Genomic DNA, 23,638 nt, shown 5'->3' with positions numbered 1-23,638 from the left:
TGACGACTCCGCGGTCACCAGCGATGGTCGCCGCGGAGCGCGGATTGAACTGTCCGGATGGCTCCGGGGCATTCTGGACTGATACTGGAAAAGTAAAAATGGCAGAGCAAAAAGCAACGACGCGCCCGTCGCGTCCGACGATCGACGCAGTGACCGACAACGTGCCGCCGCACACCGGCGTGATTGAAAAAGGCGGGCTGACCAACGACCCGCGGCCGATGGTGAACGGTCGCGGCGACCCTGGCTCGACGATCCACCTTCTGGTGGATGGCATCGCGGTCGGAACTGTGGTGGTCGGTGCAAACGGGACATGGAGTTTGGCGCTCATGCAGCCGTTGAAGGACGGCGAGTATCGCCTGACGGCGCGCGCGAGCAACGACGTCGGCATGAGCATACCGTCGACCTCGTACGGCATTCAGGTGGACGTGACGCCGCCGTCGCAGCCGAAGATCGAAGCGGCGACGCAGGGTGCGCAGCCGACGCTGTCGGGTCAAGCAGAAGCGTATTCGACGGTCGCGATCTACGACGGCACGACGCTGCTGGGTACGACGAAGACGAATATCGACGGAACATGGACCTTCCAGCTGACGTCGCCCCTGTCGAACGGCACGCATGCACTGACGGTAACGGCGACGGATCCGGCGGGCAATACGAGCGCGCGCTCGGACGGTTTCGACGTGACGGTCGGGCCGGTGGCGCCGGAGGTGCCGCTGGCGAAGGCGGTGCTCGACGACATGGGGCACGACAGCGGGAATTTGAATTTCGACCGTCTGACGAACGACGGCACGGGCGGCCGCTTGCTGACTGGCCACCTCATTGGTGCGCTGGCGGCGGGCGAGAAGGTGCAGGTGTCGACGGATGGCGGACGGACGTGGCTGGACGCGCTGGTGAACCAGGACGGCACATGGATGGTGGCCGACACGAACGCGCACGGCGGCAGCTGGATGATCCAGACGCGGGTGGTGAATGGCGACGGTGCCGCAGGCGAGGTGAAGGTGTACGACGTCGAACTGGACACGACGTCACCCGATCCGGTGCTGTCGGCGGTTCGCTCGGGCAATGTGATTGACGTTTCGTTCGCCGGCAAGGACATGGTGGTGGGCGATGCGATCAACGTGATGATCGGCGATCAGCGCATCTCGTACAACCTGACGGCGGCCGATATAGCGGGCGGTCGGGTGAAGGTGACGATCCCGGCGGGCATCGCCGCGACGATGGACGAGCACGCGAGCTACGGTGTCGCGCTGGTGGATCGGAGCGGGAACATCTCCGACTATCTGGTGACAAGGTTTGTCGAGAAAGTGAACTCGGGAACGGGTACGGGCATCGAATATCGGACCGTGGATTTCAACGATAAAAAAACGCAAGACTTGAATGGCAGCGTGCCGATCGATTTCGGCACGTTTACCGCCGTGCTCGGTAAGCCGGTGCCGGTCAACGGTCGGGGTGTCGAGCAGGGGATTCGTACTGGCGGCGGTGCGGGCTTCGGGCTGGCGCCCGACAAGATCGTGCCGGAAAGCGGGGACACCGGGCTGCTGATCAACCTCAGCACGATGCCTCGGTTTTACCTCAACAACGGGGCGCACGCGCGTGCACTGACGGTCGATATCGGCGTCAGCATTACCTCGCCCCAACCTTTAGCGGTCTATTTCTATGACGACGCCGGCAAACAGATTCATGTACAGGATCTGAAGTTCGACGGGAAATCGCTGAATGGCCAGATTCATACGCATGAGATCATCTTGCCGAACAACCTGCAGTTCGCGTCTTTTGGTATCGGATCGTATTCGGTCACCGGAGGACTGAATGGCCTGGTTGGGCTCTGGGTCGACAATGTCGGATTTGCGGGTGGAGACTTTTCGACGTTATCGCCCGGGGTGAATGTCGACTTCAACGATAAAAAGCCGCAAGACTTGAACGGCGGCGTGCCGATCGACTTTGGCACGTTTACCGCCGTGCTGGGTAAGCCGGTGCCGGTCAGCGGTCGGGCTGTCGAGCAGGGTATTCGTACTGGCGGCGGCGCAGGCTTCGGGCTGGCGAACGACAAGATCGTGCCGGAAAGCGGGGACACCGGGCTGCTGATCAACCTCAGTTCGATGCCTCGGTTTTATCTTAAAAACGGGGCGCACGCGCGTGCACTGACGGTCGATATCGCCATCAGCCACAGCTCGCCCCAACCTTTAGCGATCTATTTCTATGACGACGCCGGCAAAGTGATTCATGTACAGGATCTGAAGATCGACGGGAAATCACTGACTGCCGAGATTCATACGCATCAGGTCGTCTTGCCGGACAACCTGCAGTTCGCGTCTTTTGGCATCGGATCGTATGCGGTCAACGGGGGACTGAATGGCCTGGCTGGGCTCTGGGTCGACAACGTTGGTTTTTCCGGTGGCAGTTTCGCCAAATCGACCTGGGAAACGGTCACGGAACTCGTTCCTCCGGCCGACGTGCAGCACGTGCTGACGAACGTGGATGCCGAGTATTTCGGTTCGGCTCACGGTACGGAATTCCAGCTCGATAACGTGTCGTACTTCACGAACCAGCACGCCGCTCTGCACGGTGGTGCGGGCATCGATACGCTGAAGCTCATGGGTGCCGGTCAGACGCTGGATGTGTCGAAACTGATGAACGTCGGCGGCCACGACAAGATTTCGTCGATCGAGGTCATCGACATCACCGGTACGGGCAACAACACGCTGAAGCTGTCGATGCGTGACGTGCTGGAACTCGGCCACGAGAACGTGTTCCGAAACGACGGCCACACGCAATTGATGGTGAACGGCAATGCCGGCGATCGGGTCCAGTTGTCGGGTATGGACGGGCTCAGCCTCGGACGCGGCCAGTGGACGGACCAGGGCCTGATTGCAGTCGACGGGCAGGCTTACAGGGTGTACGAGAACGCGGCGCTGCATGTCGAACTGCTCGTGCAATCGTCCGTATCGACCCAATTGGTCTGACCCGCGGGTGCGGGCCGGAATCGCGTCAGTCAGGACGCCGTCCCGGCCCGTGTGTTGTTCCTGCTGTGCAGAGGCCCAGCGGTCCGGTTCTTTCTGTTGTTTCTTCATGCGTAGCCCGCAGCGAGTGGCGGGCTACGCATGTCTGAGTATCTGAAAACGCTATTCGAAATTGTCCTAATGGTTCGAGATTCCTTTTAGGATTCGTCCCATTTTTGCGCTCAGGCCCATTTCGTAAACTGGTTGCTTTCCTGTCGCGGTCCCATTGGCGTCCTGCGATAGCCGTCCCGTCCAGATCATGCGACGGGAGACTCAGCCGCATCGGTGTATGCACCTACCCTGTCGCTCGTGCGAAACAGCCATGCTCTGGAGCGCGTCGGGGTCCCGTGAATTCCAGTGGCCAGATAGCGATTTCGATATGAATGCCCAACCTCCCGAGGCCGGTGGCGGTAACGCGCCGAACTTTCCGGACACCCTCCCCCATGACAGCCTGCTCGATTCAGTCGCATGGCTTTGCGCGCACTACGGTTTGGGCAGAAGCCATGCAGTCCTCGTTTCCGGTCTTGCCAAATACGGCCGGCTGACACCGTCGCTGGCCATCGAGGCGCTGACGCAGGCCGGTCTGGCGGCGAAGCTGGTGGAGCGTCCGCTGACGCAGTTGCCCGAACATCTGTTGCCGGCCGTGCTGTTGCGCCGGAACGGCAGCGCGTGCGTGTTGATCGGCTGGCGCATCGACGATTCGGCGGAGCACGGCCCACAGATCCGGTATCACGCTGTGCTGCCTGAACTCGGCGAAGGGCCGGTCGAATGCACCGACGCGGAACTGAGTGAAACCTACTCGGGCTACGCGATCCTCGTTAAGCCGGCAGCGAAGGTCGACGCGCGTCCGGACGACCTCCCGACCGAAACGGCCGGGCACTGGTTGCTGGGGACGCTGTGGCGCTATCGCAGCTATTACGCGAGCGCGGCGGTCGGCGCGTTTCTGATCAACGTGCTGGGTCTCGCCAGCGTGTTCTTCACGATGAACGTCTACGACCGTGTCGTTCCGAACCAGGCGTATGTGACGCTCTGGTCGCTCGCGATCGGCGTTGCGCTCGCGATGCTGATGGAAGCAGTGTCGCGGCACGTGCGTGCCCATGTGCTCGATGCCGCAGGCAAGAAGGCCGATCTGGTGCTCGGCACGCTGCTGTTTCGGCAGGCGCTGGCGATCCGAATGGAGCACCGGCCGGCGTCGGCCGGCTCCTTCGCGCATCGGTTGCGCGAGTTCGAATCGGTGCGGGACTTCGCGACGTCGGCGACACTGTCGGCAGTATCCGATCTGCCGTTCGTGTTTCTGTTCGTCGGCGTGGTATTCGCGGTCGGCGGCCCGCTGGGCTGGATTCCGCTCATGATGATCCCGCTGATCGTCGGCCTCGGCACGATCGTGCAATGGCCGCTCGCGCGTGCGATGCGCGAAAACCTGCGCGAGGCGTCGCTCAAGCAGGGCGTGCTGATCGAGTCGATCGACGGGCTCGAGACGCTGAAGGCAGTCGGTGGCGAAGGCGCGATGCGCCACCGCTGGGACGCGTTCAGTGCGAAGACGGCAGCCGCATCGATGCAGTCGCGCGCGTTGTCCAGCATGGCGACCAGTTGTGTGTCGTTCCTGCAGCAGATGCAGACCGTCGCGATCGTGATCGTCGGCGTGTACCTCATCGGCGAAGGCAAGCTCACCCAGGGCGCGCTGATCGGCTCCGTGATGCTGGCTGGCCGTGTGACGGCACCGCTCGGGCAGGTCATGGGGCTTGCGCTGCGTTTTCAGCAGGCGAAGACCGCGATGCATTCGCTCAACGAACTGATGGCGATGCCGGTCGAGCACGAGCCAGGGCAGGATTATCTGGCGCAGCCGCCGCTCAGCGGCCATGTGAAGCTCGACGGTGTGTCGTTCCAGTATCCGTCGGCCGGCCTGCGGCAAAACGCGCTCGCGCTGGACCAGGTGTCGGTGGAGATTCGGCCCGGCGAGCGCGTCGCGATACTCGGCCGGGTCGGCAGCGGGAAATCGACGCTGCTGCGGTTGATCGCGCGGCTTTATCAACCGACGGAGGGCAAGCTGCTCGCCGACGGGCTCGATGCCGCGCAGATTGCGCCGGCCGACTGGCGCCGAACCTTCGGCTACGTCGGCCAGGACAGTCGGCTGTTTTACGGTTCGCTGCGCGAGAACGTGACGATCGGCCGTCCTGACGTGCCGGCCACGGAACTGCTGCGCGTATTCCAGCTGACTGGGCTCGATGCGCTGGTCGCCCAGCATCCGCTCGGCGCGAACCTTCCGGTCGGCGAAAACGGCCGCGATCTGTCGGGCGGGCAGCGCCAGCTTGTCGCGCTGGCCCGCAGTCTGATCGCGCGTCCGCGTACATTGTTGCTCGACGAGCCGACGAGCGCGATGGACGCTCAGACGGAGTCGCAGTTCATCGAGCACTTGAAGCACGCGAGCGCCGACCAGACGCTGGTCGTGGTGACGCATCGCACGTCGCTGCTGGCGCTCGTCGACCGGATCGTGATCGTCGATCAGGGCAAGATCGTGATGGACGGGGAAAAGGCGCGTGTGCTGGCGGCACTGTCGGGGCAGCCCGAGACGGGCGAACGTCATGTGCCGCCCGAGTCGCAGCGAAACCGTGAGCCGAAAATCCGGGTGGTCGAGCGCGGCGCGGAACCCGGTGCGTCGCCCGCGGAGCGGACAGAGGCCGTGGCGTCGTCAACTGCGGAGGCGTCATGACGTGGCGGATCCGGTCGATGCTGCGCCGCAAGCCGGCGCCGCGCCTGGGCGCGGGCGACGTTGCCTACATGAGCGACATTCGCGAGGCGCTGCTAGTGCGCTCGTCAGTCGGCGCGCAGGCGATTCTTTACGTGGTTGCCGTGGTGTTCGGGGTGGGGCTCGTGTGGGCACACTTCGCGCGTGTCGAGGAAGTGACGCGCAGCGACGCCACGGTCGTGTCGCCGAGCCGCGAACAATGGATCCAGAGTCTCGAGGGCGGCATCGTACAGGCCGTGGCGGTGCGCGAGGGCGACGTGGTCGAAAAGGGGCAGTTGCTTGCGAAGATCGATCCGGTGCGTGCGCAGTCCAGCTATCGCGAGGTGTTGACGAAGGCGCTGGAGCTGAAGGCGAATGTGTCGCGCGCTCGCGCCGAGGCCTACGGGGCGCCGCTGGCTTTTCCGGAGGACGTGAAGCGTGAACCCGGCCTTGTCGCGCAGGCCACGGCGACCTACCGGGCGCGCCGCCTTGCGCTCGACGGGCAGGTCGCCGCGTTGCGGCAGAGCCAGGCGCTCGTCCAGCGCGAGATCGCGATGTCGGAGCCGCTCGCGGCAAAGGGGCTGGTCTCGGAAGTCGAGATTCTGCGCATGCGGCGTCAGGCGACGGACATCGCCGCGCAGATCGCCGAGCGCCGCAGCCGTTTCACCGCGGAGGCCAGTACCGAGTTGTCTCGGCTCGAGCAGGAGCTCGCGCAAACCAACGAGGTGCTGGCCGGGCGCGCGGACGTGCTGGCGCGCACCGATGTCGTCGCGCCGATGCGCGGCGTGGTGAAGAACATCCGCATCCGCACGGCGGGCGGTGTCGTGCAGTCGGGCGAACACATCATGGAGATTGCGCCCCTCGACGGCCGGGTACTGGTGGAAGCGCGGATCAAGCCGTCCGACGTCGCGTTCCTGCGGCCGGGGTTGCCGGTGCTCGTGAAGCTGAGCGCGTACGACTTCGCGATCTACGGCGGATTGCACGGGCACGTTGTCAGCCTCGGTCCGGATACGTTGAAGGACGATCAGAAGGCCGCGATGGGGCGTCCCGACGCGAATTATTACCGGCTCATGGTCGAGACGGACACGGACGCGCTCGTCGCGGCCGGCAAGCGTCTACCGGTATTGCCGGGCATGCAGGCAACGGTCGATATCCGCACCGGCGAGAAGACGGTGCTCGATTACCTGCTCAAGCCGATCTTCAAGGCCCGCGAGGCCTTCAGGGAGCGGTGAGCATGAGCGGATTTCGAATGAATGGCGCGTGCGAATCTCGCGCGGGGCTTCGTGTTGCCGCATCGGCGGCGCTGCTTGTCTTGTCGATGTGGCAATCGGCCGGGACCGCGCACGCCGCCAATATCGTGCCGCCACGCGTTGCGATGGCGTCGGCATCGACTGCCGCGCAGGCTGCGCCCACCGGCTCAGACGGACCCACGGGCGCATCCGCGCCGACGCGCGATGATTCCGCGTCGGCACCTGCCGCGCAGCGCGCGATGACCGAGCGCGAATTGCGGCAGATGCTGTATGCCGCGGCGGAAGCGGCCGTCGACGTCAGTCCGCAGGTGCGGCGCCTTTACGCGGAGTACCAGGCGGCGCAGTCGGATGTCGATCAGGCGAAAGGTGCGCGTTGGCCGCAACTGCAATTGAACGGCCAGACGCGCGCCGCGCAGTTCGGCTCGAACGCCGGCAACGCATACGATCCGGGCAACGCGCTGAGCGTGAACCTGACGACGACGCTGTTCGACTGGGGCCGCACCGCGAAAACGATCGGCAGCCGGCAGGATCTCGCGAGCGCGGGTCAGGAGCGCTACGTTGCGCAGATGGAAGATTCCGCCTATCAGGTCACGGCCACCCTCGTCGAGCTGTCGAAGCAGCGCAACATCGCCACGTTGAGTCAGCGCTTCGTCGACCGGATGACGCGTCTCGTGCGGATGCTCGAGGAGATCGTCGCGGTCGATCGCGGTCGCGGCAGCGAGCTCACCCAGGCGAAGGCCCGTTTGCTCCAGGCGGAGGCGAGTCGCGATGCGGCGCTTGCGAAATACCGAACGGTCGAGCTGAATCTTCGCAAGCTGGTGGGCGAGCGGCCGGTGCCGATGCTCATGCTGACGGACTCGCACTGGCCGCTGCATCCCGGCAATCTCGACCGGCTGATGTCCGCGCTCGATGAAAACCCGCGCCTCCGACAGGCACGCGCAGAAGCGAGCGCGGCCGAACTGAACCGCGATGCGGTGCGCGCGGCGTCCAAGCCGCAATTGAACTGGGTGGTCAGCACGAATACCGGCCACGATGCCATCGGACGCCGCATGCCGTGGCAGACGATGCTCACGCTGACGTGGAATGCGTTCACCGGCGGCTCGGCGACTGCGGCGACGGACGCGGCGACATTCCGTGCGTCGGCGAGCTGGAGTCAAGTCGAACAGATGCGCCTGGATCTCGAATATCAGGTGCGCAGCGCGGAGGAGGATGCGCAGGCGTTCGGCGAGCGGGCGGATCAGTATCGCGACCTGTCGGTCGAGTCGGCGCGCGTGCGCAGCGCGTTTTTCGACCAGTGGTATCACCTCGGGCGCCGCTCGCTGCTGGACGTACTGATTGCCGAGAACGACGACTACAACAATCGCGTCAACGAGGTGGCGTACCGATTCGATGGCTATGCCGCGACGCTGCGCGGCTACGCTTCGGCGGGCATGCTCGTGCAATGGTTGCGTGAGGGATGACGCATGTCCAGCATCGGCCGAGCAACGAGGGAAACCATGAATCCAGAATCGATCGACAACTGGTTTGCATTGCCGCCGCCGAGGGCGGCTTCCTACCTCCCCGCCCCCTATGGCGTCCGGCACGGCGTCACCGACTGCTTCGCGCGCTCGTCGCCGGGGGCGGTCTACCTGTCGAGCCGTCGTTTTGTTATCGCCGCCGACGTGTGCGCGGCCGATTTCGGGCACGACAATCTGGCATGGAGCCGCCAGCCGCTACAGCGCGGTCGCGGTCGCAGCCGCCGCGTATTGGCCGCGATCGGCGGCGCATTGCTCGGTGCGGCGTTGACCGCGTTGCTCGGCTGGATGATGGCAGTCCGCGGCACGGAGTTGGGCGATCTGGCCGGGGGCAGCCTGCCCGCGGGCAAACGGGCGTCCGCGTCGGTTGTTGCGGCGGCCCCCGAGGCGGTGCCGGTGCCGCCTTCAACGCCGGTTTTGGATTCCGCGTCGACTTTGGTGCCACCCCCTGGGCCGATCGTCAGCCCCGCGGACGCGTTACCCCATCCAGTCCGCGGGGCGAGCGGGCATCCGGTACCGGCGTTGCGGGCGACGCCACTTCGGCGGCCCGATAGCGGGCGCGGGCGCGCCCGCGAACCCGAGGCGGGGCGGTCGGTATCCGCGAAAGCTACGTTGCGTCGCGTGCCGGCGCAGCCTCGACCAGCGGGGCCGGCAGAGCCGTCCGTATCGGGAGCGCCCGATCGATGCGGCGCCGACTGGCCATGTGGCGACGCGCTGCGCGCGTTGCGGGTCGAGCTGAAGCACCGGGAAGCGAGCAAGCCAATACCGGCGGCGGTAGAAGGCGATGCTGCGCAGACGTCGGCTCGCCTGACCGACCACCGGCGCGTGACGGAGTGGTGATGGGGGGGGCTGTGAAAGTCGCTGCTTGCCCGGGCGCTTCAGTGCCGGGCCGGAATCCGTGTCACGCGTTCACTGCAGGATCAGCAGCAGATGTGCATCGGCCTGTTCACCCGGCACCTGCTTGAACCCGCTCTTCGCGAAACGATGCCAGCGCCCGATCACATAGCTGACGAGCAGGCTCGCGCGGGCGGCGGGATCGTAGTCGGCCGGCAACACGAATGGTGCGGCGCCGTCCTGGGGCGCGTTGGCCTCGGTGCGCGCGACCCTCAGGCATTGCTTGACGGTCGCCTCGATCCGGTCGAGCAACTGATTCACGCGGTCGGTCAGCCGCTCGTCCTCGCCGACCAGCGCCTCGCCGGTCAGCACACGCGTCATCCCCGGGTTCTTCGCGGCGAAATTGAGCATCGTCAGCGCGATCGTGCGCGCCTGCAGCACGCCGTTCGGCTCCTTCGCGACGATCTGGTTCACGAGCCCGAACAGCGCCTGCTCGATGAACTCGATCAGCCCTTCGTACATCTTCGCCTTGCTGGTGAAATGCCGGTACAGCGCGGCTTCCGACACGTCGAGCCGGGCCGCGAGCGCGGCCGTCGTGATTTTCTCCGGCTTCGGCGCCTCGAGCATCGCGGCGAGCGTCTGCAGGATCATCACGCGCCGCTCGCCCGGCTTCGGGCGCGGGCGGGAGGGTGTGGCCTGGCCTTCCGTTACGGCTTGGTCCTGCGGGTAAGTCGGCTGCATTTTTGTCGCCCCGATCGTGTGCCCAGTCGCAGCGATTTTAACGAACGAATGCGCTGGTCGACATAATGAGGGCGTCCGGTTGCCGGCAGATGGCCGGGCAGGTGGCCGGTGATCCATACCGTGCCGATGCCCAGCCGCTTGTAGCGCTTCAGGTGGCTGCGCGTATCTTCGACGAGGATCGCGTCGGCGAACCGCGCATGCGCGGCGCGCAGCGTTCGGCGCAGCATCGCATGGTCGGGCTTCGCGCGCCATGTGCGGCGGTCGCGCATGTGCTCGATCGCGATCACGCGCTCGAACAGCCGCTCGATGCCCAGCGCGCGCAGCACCGCGCGCGCATAGTTTTCCGGCGCGTTGGTCAGGATCAGCTTGCGGCCCGGCAGCGCGGCGACGATGCGCGCGAGGCCGCGCTCGGCGCGCACCATCGCGGGCAGGTCGGAAAACGTGTGGACCACGCGCAGGAAGTCGTGCGGGTCGATCGGGTGATGGCGCGTGAGGCCGAGCAGCGCGGCGCCGTAGCGCTCGGTATAGCGGTTGCGCAGGCGGTCGGCTTCGGCGTGTCCGACCTGCAGCGCATCGATGATGTATTGCGTCATCGCACGATTGATTTCGGGAAAAATCGCGTGCGAGGCGTGGTGCAGCGTGTTGTCGAGGTCGAACAGCCAGACGGGCGCGCCGGCGCGCGGCCGGCTGCGCGAGATGCGCCGGCGCCGTAGCGGGGCCGGCAGGTCGGGGCGGGCAGGCGGGCGGCGCGCGCTCAATGCGAGCGGATCATCGTGCCGAACGGCTGCTCGGTCAGGATTTCCAGCAGCACCGAATGCTCGATCCGGCCGTCGACGATGTGCACCGACTTCACGCCGCTCTTCGCCGCGTCGAGCGCCGACGAGATCTTCGGCAGCATGCCGCCGGAGATCGTGCCGTCCTCGAACAACGCATCGATCTCGCGAGCGGACAGATCGGTCAGCAGGTTGCCGTCCTTGTCCATCACGCCCGGGATGTTGGTCATCATCAGCAGCTTCTCGGCGTTCAGCACCGTGGCGAGCTTGCCCGCGACGAGGTCGGCGTTGATGTTGTACGACAGGCCGTCCTCGCCGAAGCCGATCGGCGAGATCACCGGGATGAACGCGTCGTCCTGCAGCGCCTTCACGACCGCCGGGTTGATCGCCTCGACTTCGCCGACCTGGCCGATGTCGATGTACTGGCCCGGGTTGTCGCGGTCCGGCATCAGCAGCTTGCGCGCGTGGATCAGGCCGCCGTCCTTGCCCGTCAGGCCCACCGCATGGCCGCCGAAATGGTTGATCAGCGTCACGATGTCCTGCTGCACTTCGCCGCCCAGCACCCATTCGACGACTTCCATCGTCTCTTCGTCGGTGACGCGCATGCCCTGGATGAAGGTGCCGGCCTTGCCGATCTTCTTCAGTGCCTGATCGATCTGCGGACCGCCGCCGTGGACGATCACCGGATTGATGCCGACCAGTTTCAGCAGGATCACGTCGCGTGCGAAGCCTTGCTTGAGCCGCTCTTCCGTCATCGCATTGCCGCCGTATTTGATGACCACGGTCTTGCCGTGGTAGCGGCGGATGTACGGCAGCGCCTCCGCGAGGATTTCTGCTTTCAGCGTGGGGGCGATCTGCGAGAGGTCGATGGGCTCGGACATGGCGGCGGCTCAGGCTGGGAACGGTTGAAACAGGGCGAATTGTACAGGAGTGGCGCAGCGCAGCATCGGGTTTTTGGGCTGGCCGGACGGTGGGTATGGCGGGCCGTCGGCCATACGCGGCGGCCCGCCGGCCATGGCGCCGGGCCCCGCGACGGCGACGCGGGCCGGGTGGGCGACACGCGTACCCGGACGTGTTTGCGGGACGCATCGGCCGACCGGCCGACGTGCAAAATCCGTCCGCCGCGCTATGCTTGTCGCGTAGGGTGACGTTCATGCCCGTTACCGCGCCTTCGCCATGACCGATTCCGCCGTCGACGCCCGTTCGACCCCGCGCCGCGCGCGCTGCCCGCATTGCGGGCGCGGCTTCGACTGCGGCGCCCACACCCAGCCGTTCGACTGCTGGTGCGCGTCGATGCCGGTCGTGCCCGGCGGTGTGCCGCCGGCGGCCGGCACGCGCTGCCGGTGCCCCGAGTGCCTCGCCGACGAGATCGCCCAGCGCATGGCCGGTGCGGCCGGCTGACGGCGCGGGCTCGTGCCACCGGCCGAGACGCCGGCTCGTCGGGCCGTTCCTTCATGCGTTCGTGCGTGCGTTCGTCCGCCACGATCCGGCCCCCGCTAGAGGCGCCGCCCGCTAAACGGGTAAACTGCTCGCATGCAACGAATCACCACCACCGGGCGCGTCAACCTCAGTCACCTGTTCTGGCTCCGCAATCTCGCGATCATCGGCCAGCTCGTGACGATCGGCGTCGTGCAGACCTATTTCGGTGTGCATCTGCCGTTGCCGGCGATGCTGATGGTCATCGCGCTCGAAATCGTTTTCAATGCGCTGACCTGGGTGCGCGTGCTGCGCGCGCGGCCCGAGACCAATTTCGAGCTGCTCGGCCAGCTGTGGGTCGACCTCGGTGCGCTGTCCGCGCTGCTGTTCCTGTCGGGCGGCACGACCAACCCGTTCGTGTCGCTGTACCTGCCGTCGCTCGCGATCGCGGCGGCCGTGCTGCCGTGGCACCTGATGATCTGGCTCGCGGCGTTCGCGGTCGCCTGCTACGCGGCGCTCGGCTTCGATTCGGTGCCGCTCAACATGGACAATCCGGCGAACCTGTTCGACTACTACCGTACCGGCATGTGGGCGAACTTCATGGTCAGCGTCGGGCTGATCGCGTGGTTCGTCGCGCGCATGTCGAATGCGCTGCGCCAGCGCGATGCGGCGCTCGGCGAAGCGCAGCAGCACCTGCTGCGCGACGAGCGGGCCGTCGCGCTCGGCGTGCAGGCCGCCACCGTCGCGCACGAGATGGGCACGCCGCTGTCGACGATCGCGATGCTCGCCGAGGAGCTGCGCGACGCAGCGCGCGCCGATCCGGGGCTCGCGCGCTACGAGGCCGACCTGAAGGTGCTCGAGGAACAGATGACGCTCTGCACGTCGGCGCTCGCGCGCCTGCGCAGCCGCGCGAGCGCGCCGGCGAGCCGCCAGCCGGTGGACGACTGGCTCGACACGTTCGTCGAGCACTGGCGCCTGCGGCATCCGCACGTGCAGTTCGAGCTGCTCGGCGCGCGCCCGGCCGGCGTCGCGCTCGACGATACGGTCGCGGCTGGCCAGATCCTGACGATCCTGCTCGACAACGCCGCGCGCGCGAGCCCGCAGCGCGTGACGCTGGCCGCGAAGGTCGCGCATCGCGGCACGGCCGACGAAATCGAATTCGAGGTATGCGACGACGGGCCCGGCATTCCGGCCGCGCTGCGCGAATCGCTCGGCGCGATGCCGGTCGACAGCACGCAGGGCGGCCACGGCGTCGGCCTGTATCTCGCGTTCAGTGCAGCCGCGCGGCTCGGCGGCGAGATCGAACTGTCCGATGTCACGCCGCGCGCGGCGGGGGGCAACGGGCGGGCAGGCGGTGCGGCGAATGGTCACGCCGCTGCTGCATCGGGACAACGGACAGGCTCGCGCACGAGCGCGGGTACCGCCGAACGGCCAGCGGGCACGCCGGACGGCCGCCTGAGCGCACCCGCGGCCGGGCGCGGCACGCGGGCCGTGCTGCGCCTGCCGGTCGTGCGCGTCGCGATGCCGGCGGCCTCAACCAACACGTAGACGGAGAAACCACATGAGCGAGAACAATTTCCTGGTGATCGACGACAACGAGGTGTTCGCGGGCACGCTCGCGCGCGGCCTCGAGCGCCGCGGTTACGCGGTCCAGCAGGCGCACGACAAGGAAGCGGCGCTCAGGCTCGCCGCGGGCGGCAAGTTCCAGTTCATCACCGTCGACCTGCATCTCGGCGAGGATTCGGGGCTGAGCCTGATCGCGCCGCTGTGCGACCTGCAGCCCGATGCGCGGATCCTGGTGCTGACCGGCTACGCAAGCATCGCGACCGCCGTGCAGGCCGTGAAGGAAGGCGCCGACAACTACCTCGCGAAGCCGGCGAACGTCGAGTCGATCCTGGCCGCGCTGCAGACCAACGCGACCGAAGTGCAGGCCGACGAGGCGCTCGAGAATCCGGTCGTGCTGTCGGTGGACCGGCTCGAATGGGAGCACATCCAGCGCGTGCTGGCCGAGAACAACAACAACATTTCGGCGACCGCGCGCGCGCTGAACATGCACCGCCGCACGCTGCAGCGCAAGCTCGCGAAGAAGCCGGTGCGGCAGTAAGCGGGCGCACCAATGAAAACGGGCGACCCCCGAAGGGGCCGCCCGTCTCTCGTCCCGCACTGCGCGCGTTACAGCACGTAGCGCGACAGGTCTTCGTCCTGCGACACTTCGCCGAGCGCGCGATCGACATACTTCGCGTCGATCGTCACGCGCTCGCCCGCATGGTTGCCGGCCGAGAACGACACTTCCTCGAGCAGCTTCTCGATCACCGTGTACAGCCGGCGCGCGCCGATGTTCTCGGTTTTCTCGTTGACCGCGAACGCGATCTCGGCGAGGCGCCGGATGCCGTCGTCGGCGAATTCGAGCTGCACGTCCTCGGTCGCGAGCAGCGCCTGGTACTGTTTGACGAGGCTTGCGTCGGTCGCGACGAGGATCGCTTCGAAATCGTTCACCGACAGCGAATCGAGCTCGACGCGGATCGGGAAGCGGCCTTGCAGTTCGGGAATCAGATCGCTCGGCTTCGCCAGGTGGAACGCGCCGCTCGCGATGAACAGGATGTGATCGGTCTTCACCATCCCGTACTTCGTGTTGACCGTCGTGCCTTCGACGAGCGGCAGCAGGTCGCGCTGCACGCCCTGGCGCGACACTTCGCCGCCGCTGCCTTCGTTGTTGCGCGACGTGATCTTGTCGATCTCGTCGAGGAACACGATGCCGTTCTGCTCGACGTTCTGCACGGCCTTCGTCTTCACTTCCTCTTCGTTCAGCATCTTCGCCGCTTCCTCGTCGGTCAGCAGCTTCAGCGCTTCCTTGATCTTCACCTTGCGGCGCTGCTTCTTGCCGCTGCCGAGGTTCGAGAACATCGAGCGGATCTGCTCGGTCATCTCTTCCATGCCCGGCGGCGCCATGATGTCCATGCCGACCGACGGCTGCTCGAGGTCGAGCTCGACTTCCTTGTCGTCGAGCTGGCCTTCGCGCAGGCGCTTGCGGAAGGTCTGGCGCGTCGCGTTGTTGTCGTCGTTGGCGTGATCGGCATTGCCGCCGAAACCCACCGCGCGCGGTTGCGGCAGCAGGATGTCGAGAATGCGGTCTTCCGCCTGGTCGGTGGCCTTGCTGCGCACCTTGCGCATTTCGGTCTCACGCGTCTGCTTGACCGAGGTCTCCATGAGGTCGCGCACGATGCTGTCGACGTCGCGGCCGACGTAGCCGACTTCGGTGAACTTGGTGGCCTCGATCTTGATGAACGGCGCATCGGCGAGCTTCGCGAGGCGGCGCGCGATTTCGGTCTTGCCGACGCCCGTCGGCCCGATCATCAGGATGTTCTTCGGCGTGATTTCCGTGCGCAGCGGATCGGCGACCTGCTGGCGGCGCCAGCGGTTGCGCAGCGCGACGGCGACGGCCTTCTTCGCCTTGTTCTGGCCGATGATGTGCTTGTCGAGTTCCGAGACGATCTCGGCAGGGGTCATGGTGCTCATGGGGCGGTCCTTACTCGATCGTTTCGATGATGCGGTTGTGGTTCGTGTAGATGCACATGTCGCCGGCGATCCCGAGCGACTTCTCGACGATCTCGCGCGGCGACAGTTCGGTGTTCTCGACGAGCGCGCGGGCCGCTGCCTGCGCGTACGCGCCGCCCGAGCCGATCGCGCAGATGCCGCCTTCCGGATCGAGCACGTCGCCGTTGCCGGTGATGACGAGCGTGGTGTTCGCATCGGCCGTGATCAGCATCGCCTCGAGGCGGCGCAGCATCCGGTCGGTGCGCCAGTCCTTCGCGAGCTCGACGGCCGCGCGGGTCAGGTTGCCCTGGTGCTTCTCGAGCTTCGCCTCGAAGCGGTCGAGCAGCGAGAACGCATCGGCGGTGCCGCCCGCGAATCCGACCAGTACCTGGTTGTTGTAGATCCGCCGCACTTTCCGCGCGCCACCCTTCATGACGATGTTGCCGAGGGTTACCTGGCCGTCGCCGCCGAGCGCGACCTTGTCGCCGCGCCGGACCGAAACGATGGTCGTGCCGTGAAATTGCTCCATCTGCGTTCCTTGAGAAAAACGGGGAAGAGTCGGGCGGCGCGACGCGCCGCCGCGTGAATCCGCAGTGCGCCAGGGAGCGGCCCGGCGCGCGTCCGTTTCATTTTAGGGCGGGCGCCGGGATATCAAGAGGGGGAGGCAAATCGGCCGGCGCAAGCCCGTTATTGGCGGGAACAGGCTCTGAACCGGTGCCGGAAAACAAAAAGCGCGCGGCAGGCCGCGCGCTTTCGGGAAGCAGCGTGTGTCGGAGCGGAATGCCGCTCGATCAGTCGCCGAACAGCTTCTGGCGCAGCTCGCGGCGCTCCTGCGCCTCGAGCGACAGCGTGGCGGTCGGACGCGCGAGCAGGCGCGGAATGCCGATCGGCTCGCCCGTTTCCTCACACCAGCCGTAATCGCCGGAATCGATGCGGGCGAGCGACTGCTGAACCTTCTTGAGGAGCTTGCGTTCGCGATCGCGCGTGCGCAGCTCGAGCGCGTGCTCTTCCTCGATCGTCGCGCGGTCGGCGGGATCGGGGACGATCACCGTCTCGCGCAGGTTCTCGGTCGTCTGGCCTGCATTCTTGAGGATGTCCGCCTGCAACTGTTCGAGCCGATTTTTGAAGAAGGCGAGCTGATCCTCATTCATGTAATCCTTGTCGCTCATCTTCAGGATTTCGGCTTCGGTCAAGAGTTTCTTCGTCATCTGCTTGCTTCTTCAATGTGCGGCAAATCAACAGATATTGCCTGCACTTTGGGATTACCCGCAACCGCGCTTGCAATCATTTGCGATTTGCCGCCGCGGGGCCGAAAGCCTCTGGAAAACCGGTTCTCAAATACCAGGATAGGCCTGGCGCAGATTTGCGCGCGCTGCGAACCGGTGTGCTGCGCGGCACATCGCATCGGCCGCGGCCGGGAGGCGGATTGGCGATCCGGCGCGGTTGCGATGCCCGGAAAACTGGTTCAGCAAGAACCGGGCCTGTTTGTTGCCGTACTCCAGCGGGCACGTATTGTAACTGAATCGCAAGCGGGCGCCGTATCGGGTCGATCCCCGTCGGCTGCGCCAATATCTAGAAAATATAACGCGCAAATCGCGAAAAAGCGATGACGGCGAAACCCTGCCCGGCAAAGGCGTCGCGCGGCGGCCCCCGCCGCCTCGCAGGCGGCCGGGCAGCAAGGGTGCGGCGGGCGCCTGCGCGGGTCAGGCGAGGCAGGCGTCGAGGCCGTCGGTGATCAGGTCCTGCGGCAGATCGACGCCGATGAACACCATCTTGTTGGTCTTCTTCTCGACCGGCAGCCACTTCGCCGCGAGGTCGCTGCCCATCATCTGGTGCACGCCCTGGAACACGACCTTGCGGTCGACGCCCTTCATGTACAGCACGCCCTTGTAGCGCAGCATCCGCTCGCCGTAGATCTGCAGGATGCCGCCGAGGAAGTCTTCCAGCTTGTTCGGATCGAACGGGCGGTCGTTGCGGTACACGAACGACTTGATCTTGTCGTCGTGGTGCGCGTGGTGGTGATGGTGGTGGCCGTGGTCGTGATCGTGCGCGCATTGGCCGTGATCGTGGTCGCAATTCGCGTGATCGTGATCATGGCCGTGATCGTGGTGGTCGTGCGCGTGATCGTCCTCGGCGAGGAAATCGGGATCGATCTCGAGCTTGGCATTCAGGTTGAAGCCGCGCAGGTCGAAGATTTCCTTGATGTCCGCCTCGCCGAAATTCACGACCTTGATCGCGGCCTTCGGGTTCATGTGCATCAGGCGGTGCTTGAGGCCGGCGACGGTCTGATCGTCGACGAGATCCGACTTCGTGATGAACAGGCGGTCGGCGAAACCGACCTGGCGCTGCACCACTTCGTGTTCGTCGAGCTGCGCGTTCGCGTGCTTCGCGTCGACCAGCGTGATGATCGCGTCGAGCAGGAAATCGTCGGCGATCTCGCTGTCGATGAAGAAGGTCTGCGCGACGGGGCCCGGGTTCGCGAGGCCGGTCGTCTCGATCACGATGCGGTCGAAGTCGAGCTTGCCTTCGCGTTTCTTCGCGGCCAGGTCGCCGAGCGCGCGGGCGAGGTCGCCGCGGATCGTGCAGCAGATGCAGCCGTTGCTCATCTGGATGATCTGCTCGTTCGAATCCTGCACGAGGATTTCGTTGTCGATGTTCTCTTCGCCGAACTCGTTCTCGATCACGGCGATCTTCATGCCGTGCTGTTCGTTCAGGATGCGCTTGAGCAGCGTCGTCTTGCCGCTGCCGAGGAAGCCGGTAAGGATGGTGACGGGAGTGGCCATGTCGGTCGCCTGTGGTTCGTGAATCGGGGTCAAAACCAGGATGTGCGTCGCGCCCTCGCGCTGCGAGCCGGGGCGCACAACCATCCATTGAAACATACCTGTCAAGCCCCCGCCCGTCGTCCGGACGACAGGGGCAAGCGTCGGCCCGACAGGCGGGGCCGGCGGACCGGGGTGTCCGCCAAGATCGGGGCGATCAGACGATTTGCAACAGCAGGCCCTTCAGATATTCACCTTCCGGGAACGCCGCGAGCAGCGGGTGATCGACGCCCGCGCCGAGCCGCTTCAGGATCCGCGCGTCGACCTTCGCGTCGGCGGCCGCGCCCGCGACGATCTTCTGGAACAGGTCCATGTCGATCGCGCCCGAGCACGAGTACGTGAACAGCAGGCCACCCGGACGCAGCAGCCTGAAGCCGCTCAGGTTGATGTCCTTGTACGCGCGCGCCGCGCGATCGACGCTGTCGCGCGTCGGCGCGAACTTCGGCGGATCGAGCACGATCAGGTCGAAACGCTCGCCTTCGTCGACGAGGCGGCGCAGCGTCTTGAACGCATCGGCGTCGAGCCAGGTCGCGCGCGCCGCGTCGAAGCCGTTGGCCACGACGTTCTGCTGCGCGAGCGCGAGCGCGTCGCCCGACGAGTCGATCGAGACGACGCGTTTCGCACCGCCCTTGAGCGCCGCGAGCGAGAAGCCGCCCGTGTAGCAGAAGCAGTTCAGCACGTCGCGGTCGGCCGCGTACTGGGCGACGAGCGCGCGGTTGTCGCGCTGGTCGACGTAGAAGCCCGTCTTGTGGCCGTTCGGCACGTCGACGTGGTAGCGCACGCCGTTTTCGTTCGCGATCAGCGTCGCGGGCGGCGCGTCGCCGGCCAGTACGCCCGTCGTCTGTTCGAGCCCTTCCTTGTCGCGGATCGACACGTCCGAGCGCTCGTACACGTTCGGGCAGCCGGTCGCGCCGGTGAGCGCCGCGACGATCGCGTCCTTCCACGCTTCGACGCCCGCGGCCATGAACTGGCACACGAGCTGGCCGCGCGGCGCGGCGCCGGCTTCGGCGGTGTCCGCGACGTAGTAGTCGACGATCAGCCCCGGCAGCCCGTCGGCTTCGCCGAACACGAGCCGCACCGCGCCCGTGCCCGACACCATCGTCGTGCGGTGCGCGACCGCGCGCTGCACGCGGCGCTTGAAGAACGCGTGATCGATCGGTTCGTGCTCGTCGAAGCTCCACACCCGCACGCGGATCTGCGACTGGGGGCTGTACGCGCCGCGCGCGAGGAAGCGGCCGTCGTGCGCGCGCACGAGCACGGTCGCGCCGGGCGCGGGCTTGCCGTCGACGCGGTCGATCGCATTGGCGTAGATCCACGGATGGCGGCGCAGCAGCGATTTTTCCTTGGACGGCTTGAGGGTGACGGTTTGCATGGTGAGATCGAAAGGGGCCGGGCGCGACGCCGGCCGGTGCCGGCCGCCGCGCGCGGCGGGTAACACGGGACGCGCGTCAGTCGCGCTTCTTCGCGCGCGGATGCGCGCTGTCGTAAATCTTCGCGAGATGCTGGAAGTCGAGCGACGTATAGACCTGCGTCGCGGCGACACTCGCGTGGCCGAGCAGTTCCTGCACCGCGCGCAGGTCGCCGCTCGACTGCAGCACGTGCGTCGCGAACGAATGGCGCAGCACGTGCGGGTGGACGTTGGCGGGGATGCCGGCGGCGAGCGCCGCGCGCTTCACGCGCTCGCGCACCACGCCCGGCGACATCCGGTTGCCGCGCACCGACACGAACAGCGGATGCGGATCGTGCTTCACGAACTCGCCGCGCACCGCGAGCCACGCGTTCAGCGCGTCGATCGCCTTGCGGCCGACCGGCACCTTGCGCTCCTTGTTGCCCTTGCCGCGCACGGTGACTTCGGCCTCGGCGAGATCGAGCCAGCCGGCCGAGCGGTAGCCGTCGGCCTGCGTGTACCGGACGTCGAGCCCGATCAATTCGGCGAGGCGCAGCCCCGACGAATAGAACAGCTCGAGGATCGCGTGATCGCGGATGCCTTCGGTCGTGCCGGCGAGCGGCGCATCCATCAGCGCGGATGCGTCGTCGACCGACAGCGCCTTCGGCAGGGTTTTCGGGCGCTTCGGCGCGCGTACCGCGGCGACCGGGTTCGCGGGCATCTCGATGCGTTGCGCGAGCCAGCGGTAGAACGCGCGCCAGGCGGACAGCCGGTGCGAGATCGAGCGCGCGGACAGCCCGCCCGCGTGCGCGCGCGCGACCGCGCCGCGCATGTCGGCGGCGGTCAATGCTTCGAGCGGCCGGCCGGCGGCAAGCTTCCTCAGTTCGTCGAGCTCGTGCGTGTATGCGCGCAGCGTGTGTTCCGACAGTTGCCTGACGTGCTTCAGGTTCGACAGGTAGGCGGCGATCGGATCGTCGGTCATCGCGTGCGGCGGATCAGTGCGGCAGCAGGCGCGTGAGCGCGGCGCTCGCGAGCGTCGCGATCTGCGCGAGGAAGTCGGTGGCCATCCCGTCGTGGAAGCGGCGCGGATCGGGCGAACCGAGGACCAGCAGGCCGAACGCGGGTGCATCGTTGCCGGCGAGCGGCGCACGCAGCGCGAGCAGCGCGACCGACGCGGCCGAGCCGTCGCCGGCCGGCGCGGCTTCGGTGCCTTCCGCCGCGCTCGCGGCGGCGCGCGCGGGCGCGAGCCACTGGGCGGCCTCGAAGCCCGTGTTCGCGCCGCAGTACGGCGTCGACAGCCCGTTCGTGAACAGGCGCACTTCCTCGCCGACCTGGCGGGCGAAATCGGCTTGCGCGTAGGTGTCGGCCACGTCCCAGACGCGCAGCGCCGTTTGCGGCACGTCGAACACGTCGGCGATGCCGTCGGCGATCGTGCGCGGCAGCGCATACGGATCGCGTTCCGCGATCACGCGCGCGGTCCAGCGGCTGAACTTCGCGGACAGGCTGTCGTTCTCGTGGCCGTAGCGCACGAGCTCGGCGAGCCGGCGTTCGAGATGCTTGTTCTTGTCGCGCAGCATTTCCATCTGCCGCTCCTGCAGCGAGATCGCGGCCTTGCCGTGCGGGTTCGCGAGACGGATCGTCGCGAGCAGTTCGGCGTGCTGCGCGAAGAATTCGGGATTGGCGAGCAGGTAGTCGGCGACTTCGCGATCGTTCATGTGGCTGGAGCGTTCAGTTATCAGGGACGTTGCAGGGTCAGGCGTTCAGGTCGATCTCGCCTTCGAACACGGTCGTGGCGGGGCCGGCCATCATCAGCGCGGCGGTTTCGTCGCGCGCGCCGTCCCAGCCGATCGTCAGCGTGCCGCCGTGCGTGTGCACGGTCACGGGCGAATCGAGCAGGCCGCGCCGGATACCGGCCGCGACCGCCGCGCACGCGCCGGTGCCGCACGCGAGCGTCTCGCCCGCGCCGCGTTCGTACACGCGCAGCTTCACCTCGTGGCGCGACACGATCTGCATGAAACCGGCGTTCACGCGCTGCGGGAAGCGCGCATGGCGCTCGATCAGCGGGCCTTCTTCCAGCACCGGATACGCTTCGACGTCGTCGACGACCTGCACCGCGTGCGGATTGCCCATCGACACCGTCGAGATCCAGCGCGTCGCGCCGCCGACGTCGAGCGGCCACAGCGTGTCGTTGCCTTCCTTGCGGCCGTCGAGGCCCGACGCCTCGAACGGCACTTGCGCGGGCGCGAACACGGGCGCGCCCATGTCGACGACGACTTCGCCGTTCTCCTGCAGCGTCAGCGTGATCAGGCCCTTCATGACCTGCACGCGCACGCTGCGCTTGTCGGTCAGGCCGCGGTCGCTGACGAACTTCACGAAGCAGCGTGCGCCGTTGCCGCAGTGCTCGACCTCGCCGCCGTCGCAATTGAAGATCCGGTACTTGAAATCCGCGCCGTCGACGGTCGGTTTCTCGACGAGCAGCAACTGATCGGCGCCGATACCGAAGTGGCGGTTGGCGAGCGCGCGCACCTGCGCTTCGGTGAGCGGCGGCAGCGCGCGCGAATAGCCGTCGAGCACGACGAAGTCGTTGCCCGCGCCGTGCATCTTGGTGAACGAGAGTTTCACTGGGTCCGGAATTCCATGGCGAACAAGGCGGTCGGCACGACACGGACGGCCGGCTGCCATGCCGGGCGGCCTCGTTCGTCGTGCCGATCTCAACCGCAAATGATACATGCAGCCGACAGGGGCGTCCTGCGCGGGGACGGTGCTCCGGGTCGCGCCTGCGGACCGGGTGGGCGGCATATGTCGATGGGCCGACTGGTCGGGTACGTGGCGAGGAGACAAATGGGCGTGGTGTGGCGCGCGCAACGGTGGCGGGACCGGCGATGCGTGCTCGCACGCACGACGAAGGTGTGAGGTGACCCGGACGAACGTTTTCGTACTGGTCAGATTGACGAGGAAATCAAGTGATTCGTATAGTTTGGCTATACACATTCGGGCCATGCTGTCGACGTCGCGCTCGAGTGTGGGAGGTCCATGATCAAGTCATGGGTACACAAGGGACTGGAAGCGTTTTTCGTCACCGGGAGCAAGGCGGGCATTCGGCCCGATCATGCGCCCAGGCTGCGGCGCATGCTGGCGCGTCTCGACGTCGCAGGCGCGCCGCACGACATGAATGTGCCCGGCTGGCGTTTTCACGGCCTCGCCGGCGCGCTGGGCGGACATTACGCAGTCGGCGTCAACGGCAACTGGCGGCTGACGTTCCGATTCGACGGCCCCGACGTCGTTCTGGTCGATTACCAGGACTACCACTAAGGTGATTCAAGCCATGACCCGCATCTTCAATCCGCCCCATCCGGGCGAAACGCTGCGCGACGACGTGCTGCCGGCGCTCGGCCTGACCGTCACCGAGGCCGCGTCGCAACTCGGCGTGACGCGTGCCGCACTGTCGCGGATCCTGCACGGCCATGCCGGCATCTCGCCGGAAATGGCGTTGCGCCTCGAAGCGTGGCTCGGCGAGGAAAACGGGGGAAGGGCCGATCTGTGGCTCGCGCAGCAGTCGGCCTACGATCTTTGGCAGGCGCGCGAAAAAGGCGCGCCGAAGGTGGCGAGGGCGCAGGCGCGGCCATGACGGCGCGCCCGCGCGTCTCTC

At 66.6% G+C, this 23,638-nt stretch carries 21 protein-coding genes; 10 read left to right on the top strand and 11 right to left on the bottom strand.

Going from position 1 to position 23,638, the window contains the following annotated elements:
• The first annotated feature begins 98 nt into the window (after nt 1-98).
• The 5 genes from QZM15_RS31785 to QZM15_RS31765 all read left to right on the top strand — a co-directional run bounded on the left by QZM15_RS31785 (nt 99) and on the right by QZM15_RS31765 (nt 9,325).
• A complete protein-coding gene (locus QZM15_RS31785; RefSeq protein ID WP_302107887.1) occupies nt 99-2,960 on the top strand; it encodes an Ig-like domain-containing protein in 2,862 nt (953 codons plus the stop codon).
• Between the two features lie 415 nt (nt 2,961-3,375).
• Nucleotides 3,376-5,706: a type I secretion system permease/ATPase gene (locus QZM15_RS31780; protein ID WP_302107886.1), complete on the top strand. Its 2,331-nt coding sequence runs from the start codon at nt 3,376-3,378 to the stop codon at nt 5,704-5,706.
• Nucleotides 5,703-6,953, top strand: a complete 1,251-nt coding sequence (locus QZM15_RS31775) for an HlyD family type I secretion periplasmic adaptor subunit (protein ID WP_302107885.1) — start codon at nt 5,703-5,705, stop codon at nt 6,951-6,953. Before QZM15_RS31780 ends, QZM15_RS31775 begins: the two co-directional genes overlap by 4 nt.
• 257 nt (nt 6,954-7,210) lie before the next feature.
• Nucleotides 7,211-8,431 (top strand): TolC family protein, encoded by a 1,221-nt coding sequence (locus QZM15_RS31770; protein ID WP_226226173.1) that lies wholly within the window; start codon nt 7,211-7,213, stop codon nt 8,429-8,431.
• Nucleotides 8,432-8,467: 36 nt separating this feature from the next.
• Nucleotides 8,468-9,325, top strand: a complete 858-nt coding sequence (locus tag QZM15_RS31765) for a hypothetical protein (protein ID WP_226226175.1) — start codon at nt 8,468-8,470, stop codon at nt 9,323-9,325.
• Between the two features lie 69 nt (nt 9,326-9,394).
• Here QZM15_RS31765 and slmA read toward each other — a convergent pair whose 3' ends face one another.
• Genes slmA through argB form a run of 3 tightly spaced genes read right to left on the bottom strand, consistent with a single transcriptional unit; the run spans nt 9,395 to nt 11,714 of the window.
• Nucleotides 9,395-10,060 (bottom strand): nucleoid occlusion factor SlmA, encoded by a 666-nt coding sequence (slmA, locus tag QZM15_RS31760; protein ID WP_226226176.1) that lies wholly within the window; start codon nt 10,058-10,060, stop codon nt 9,395-9,397.
• On the bottom strand, nt 10,027-10,818 hold the full coding sequence (locus QZM15_RS31755; protein WP_226226178.1) for a pyrimidine 5'-nucleotidase: 792 nt from the start codon (nt 10,816-10,818) through the stop codon (nt 10,027-10,029). Before QZM15_RS31755 ends, slmA begins: the two co-directional genes overlap by 34 nt.
• Nucleotides 10,815-11,714 carry an acetylglutamate kinase gene (gene argB / locus QZM15_RS31750; RefSeq protein ID WP_006754950.1) on the bottom strand — a complete coding sequence of 300 codons (900 nt, stop codon included), beginning with the start codon at nt 11,712-11,714 and terminating at the stop codon, nt 10,815-10,817. Before argB ends, QZM15_RS31755 begins: the two co-directional genes overlap by 4 nt.
• Nucleotides 11,715-12,009: 295 nt before the next feature.
• Here argB and QZM15_RS31745 point away from each other — a divergent pair, with 295 nt between their 5' ends.
• From QZM15_RS31745 to QZM15_RS31735, 3 genes are all read left to right on the top strand, one after another.
• Entirely contained in the window at nt 12,010-12,234 is a 225-nt protein-coding gene (locus tag QZM15_RS31745) for a cysteine-rich CWC family protein (protein WP_226226180.1), read from the top strand.
• A gap of 132 nt (nt 12,235-12,366) precedes the next feature.
• The gene (locus tag QZM15_RS31740) at nt 12,367-13,797 is read left to right on the top strand and encodes an ATP-binding protein (RefSeq protein ID WP_226226182.1); all 1,431 of its coding nucleotides are present in this window, start codon (nt 12,367-12,369) and stop codon (nt 13,795-13,797) included.
• 13 nt (nt 13,798-13,810) lie between these two features.
• Entirely contained in the window at nt 13,811-14,353 is a 543-nt protein-coding gene (locus QZM15_RS31735) for a response regulator transcription factor (RefSeq protein ID WP_021156278.1), read from the top strand.
• 68 nt (nt 14,354-14,421) lie between these two features.
• On the opposite strand, the gene hslU is transcribed toward QZM15_RS31735, so the two are convergent.
• From hslU to dapF, 8 genes are all read right to left on the bottom strand, one after another.
• Entirely contained in the window at nt 14,422-15,765 is a 1,344-nt protein-coding gene (hslU, locus tag QZM15_RS31730; RefSeq protein WP_059584000.1) for an ATP-dependent protease ATPase subunit HslU, read from the bottom strand.
• 10 nt (nt 15,766-15,775) lie between these two features.
• Nucleotides 15,776-16,312, bottom strand: a complete 537-nt coding sequence (hslV, locus tag QZM15_RS31725) for an ATP-dependent protease subunit HslV (RefSeq protein WP_059583998.1) — start codon at nt 16,310-16,312, stop codon at nt 15,776-15,778.
• Nucleotides 16,313-16,574: 262 nt separating this feature from the next.
• Entirely contained in the window at nt 16,575-16,991 is a 417-nt protein-coding gene (gene dksA, locus QZM15_RS31720) for an RNA polymerase-binding protein DksA (RefSeq protein WP_006477498.1), read from the bottom strand.
• Nucleotides 16,992-17,486: 495 nt separating this feature from the next.
• The gene (locus QZM15_RS31715) at nt 17,487-18,662 is read right to left on the bottom strand and encodes a GTP-binding protein (protein WP_226225974.1); all 1,176 of its coding nucleotides are present in this window, start codon (nt 18,660-18,662) and stop codon (nt 17,487-17,489) included.
• A gap of 97 nt (nt 18,663-18,759) precedes the next feature.
• Complete coding sequence (locus QZM15_RS31710; protein ID WP_011546461.1) at nt 18,760-19,974, bottom strand: class I SAM-dependent rRNA methyltransferase; 1,215 nt, start codon at nt 19,972-19,974, stop codon at nt 18,760-18,762.
• A 76-nt stretch (nt 19,975-20,050) separates the two neighbouring features.
• Complete coding sequence (gene xerC / locus QZM15_RS31705; RefSeq protein ID WP_059642549.1) at nt 20,051-20,971, bottom strand: tyrosine recombinase XerC; 921 nt, start codon at nt 20,969-20,971, stop codon at nt 20,051-20,053.
• A gap of 13 nt (nt 20,972-20,984) precedes the next feature.
• Nucleotides 20,985-21,704 carry a DUF484 family protein gene (locus QZM15_RS31700; protein ID WP_059642547.1) on the bottom strand — a complete coding sequence of 240 codons (720 nt, stop codon included), beginning with the start codon at nt 21,702-21,704 and terminating at the stop codon, nt 20,985-20,987.
• A gap of 37 nt (nt 21,705-21,741) precedes the next feature.
• Nucleotides 21,742-22,611 (bottom strand): diaminopimelate epimerase, encoded by an 870-nt coding sequence (gene dapF, locus QZM15_RS31695; RefSeq protein ID WP_060312248.1) that lies wholly within the window; start codon nt 22,609-22,611, stop codon nt 21,742-21,744.
• Nucleotides 22,612-23,022: 411 nt separating this feature from the next.
• Here dapF and QZM15_RS31690 point away from each other — a divergent pair, with 411 nt between their 5' ends.
• Both QZM15_RS31690 and QZM15_RS31685 read left to right on the top strand, forming a co-directional pair.
• Nucleotides 23,023-23,301: a type II toxin-antitoxin system RelE/ParE family toxin gene (locus tag QZM15_RS31690; protein WP_060312246.1), complete on the top strand. Its 279-nt coding sequence runs from the start codon at nt 23,023-23,025 to the stop codon at nt 23,299-23,301.
• Nucleotides 23,302-23,314: 13 nt separating this feature from the next.
• On the top strand, nt 23,315-23,617 hold the full coding sequence (locus tag QZM15_RS31685) for a HigA family addiction module antitoxin (RefSeq protein ID WP_302107884.1): 303 nt from the start codon (nt 23,315-23,317) through the stop codon (nt 23,615-23,617).
• Nucleotides 23,618-23,638: the final 21 nt, after the last annotated feature.

This window comes from Burkholderia sp. AU44665 (assembly GCF_030504405.1).
In the GTDB taxonomy this organism is placed as follows: domain Bacteria; phylum Pseudomonadota; class Gammaproteobacteria; order Burkholderiales; family Burkholderiaceae; genus Burkholderia; species Burkholderia semiarida.
This window is presented reverse-complemented; position numbering and strand designations above follow the sequence as displayed.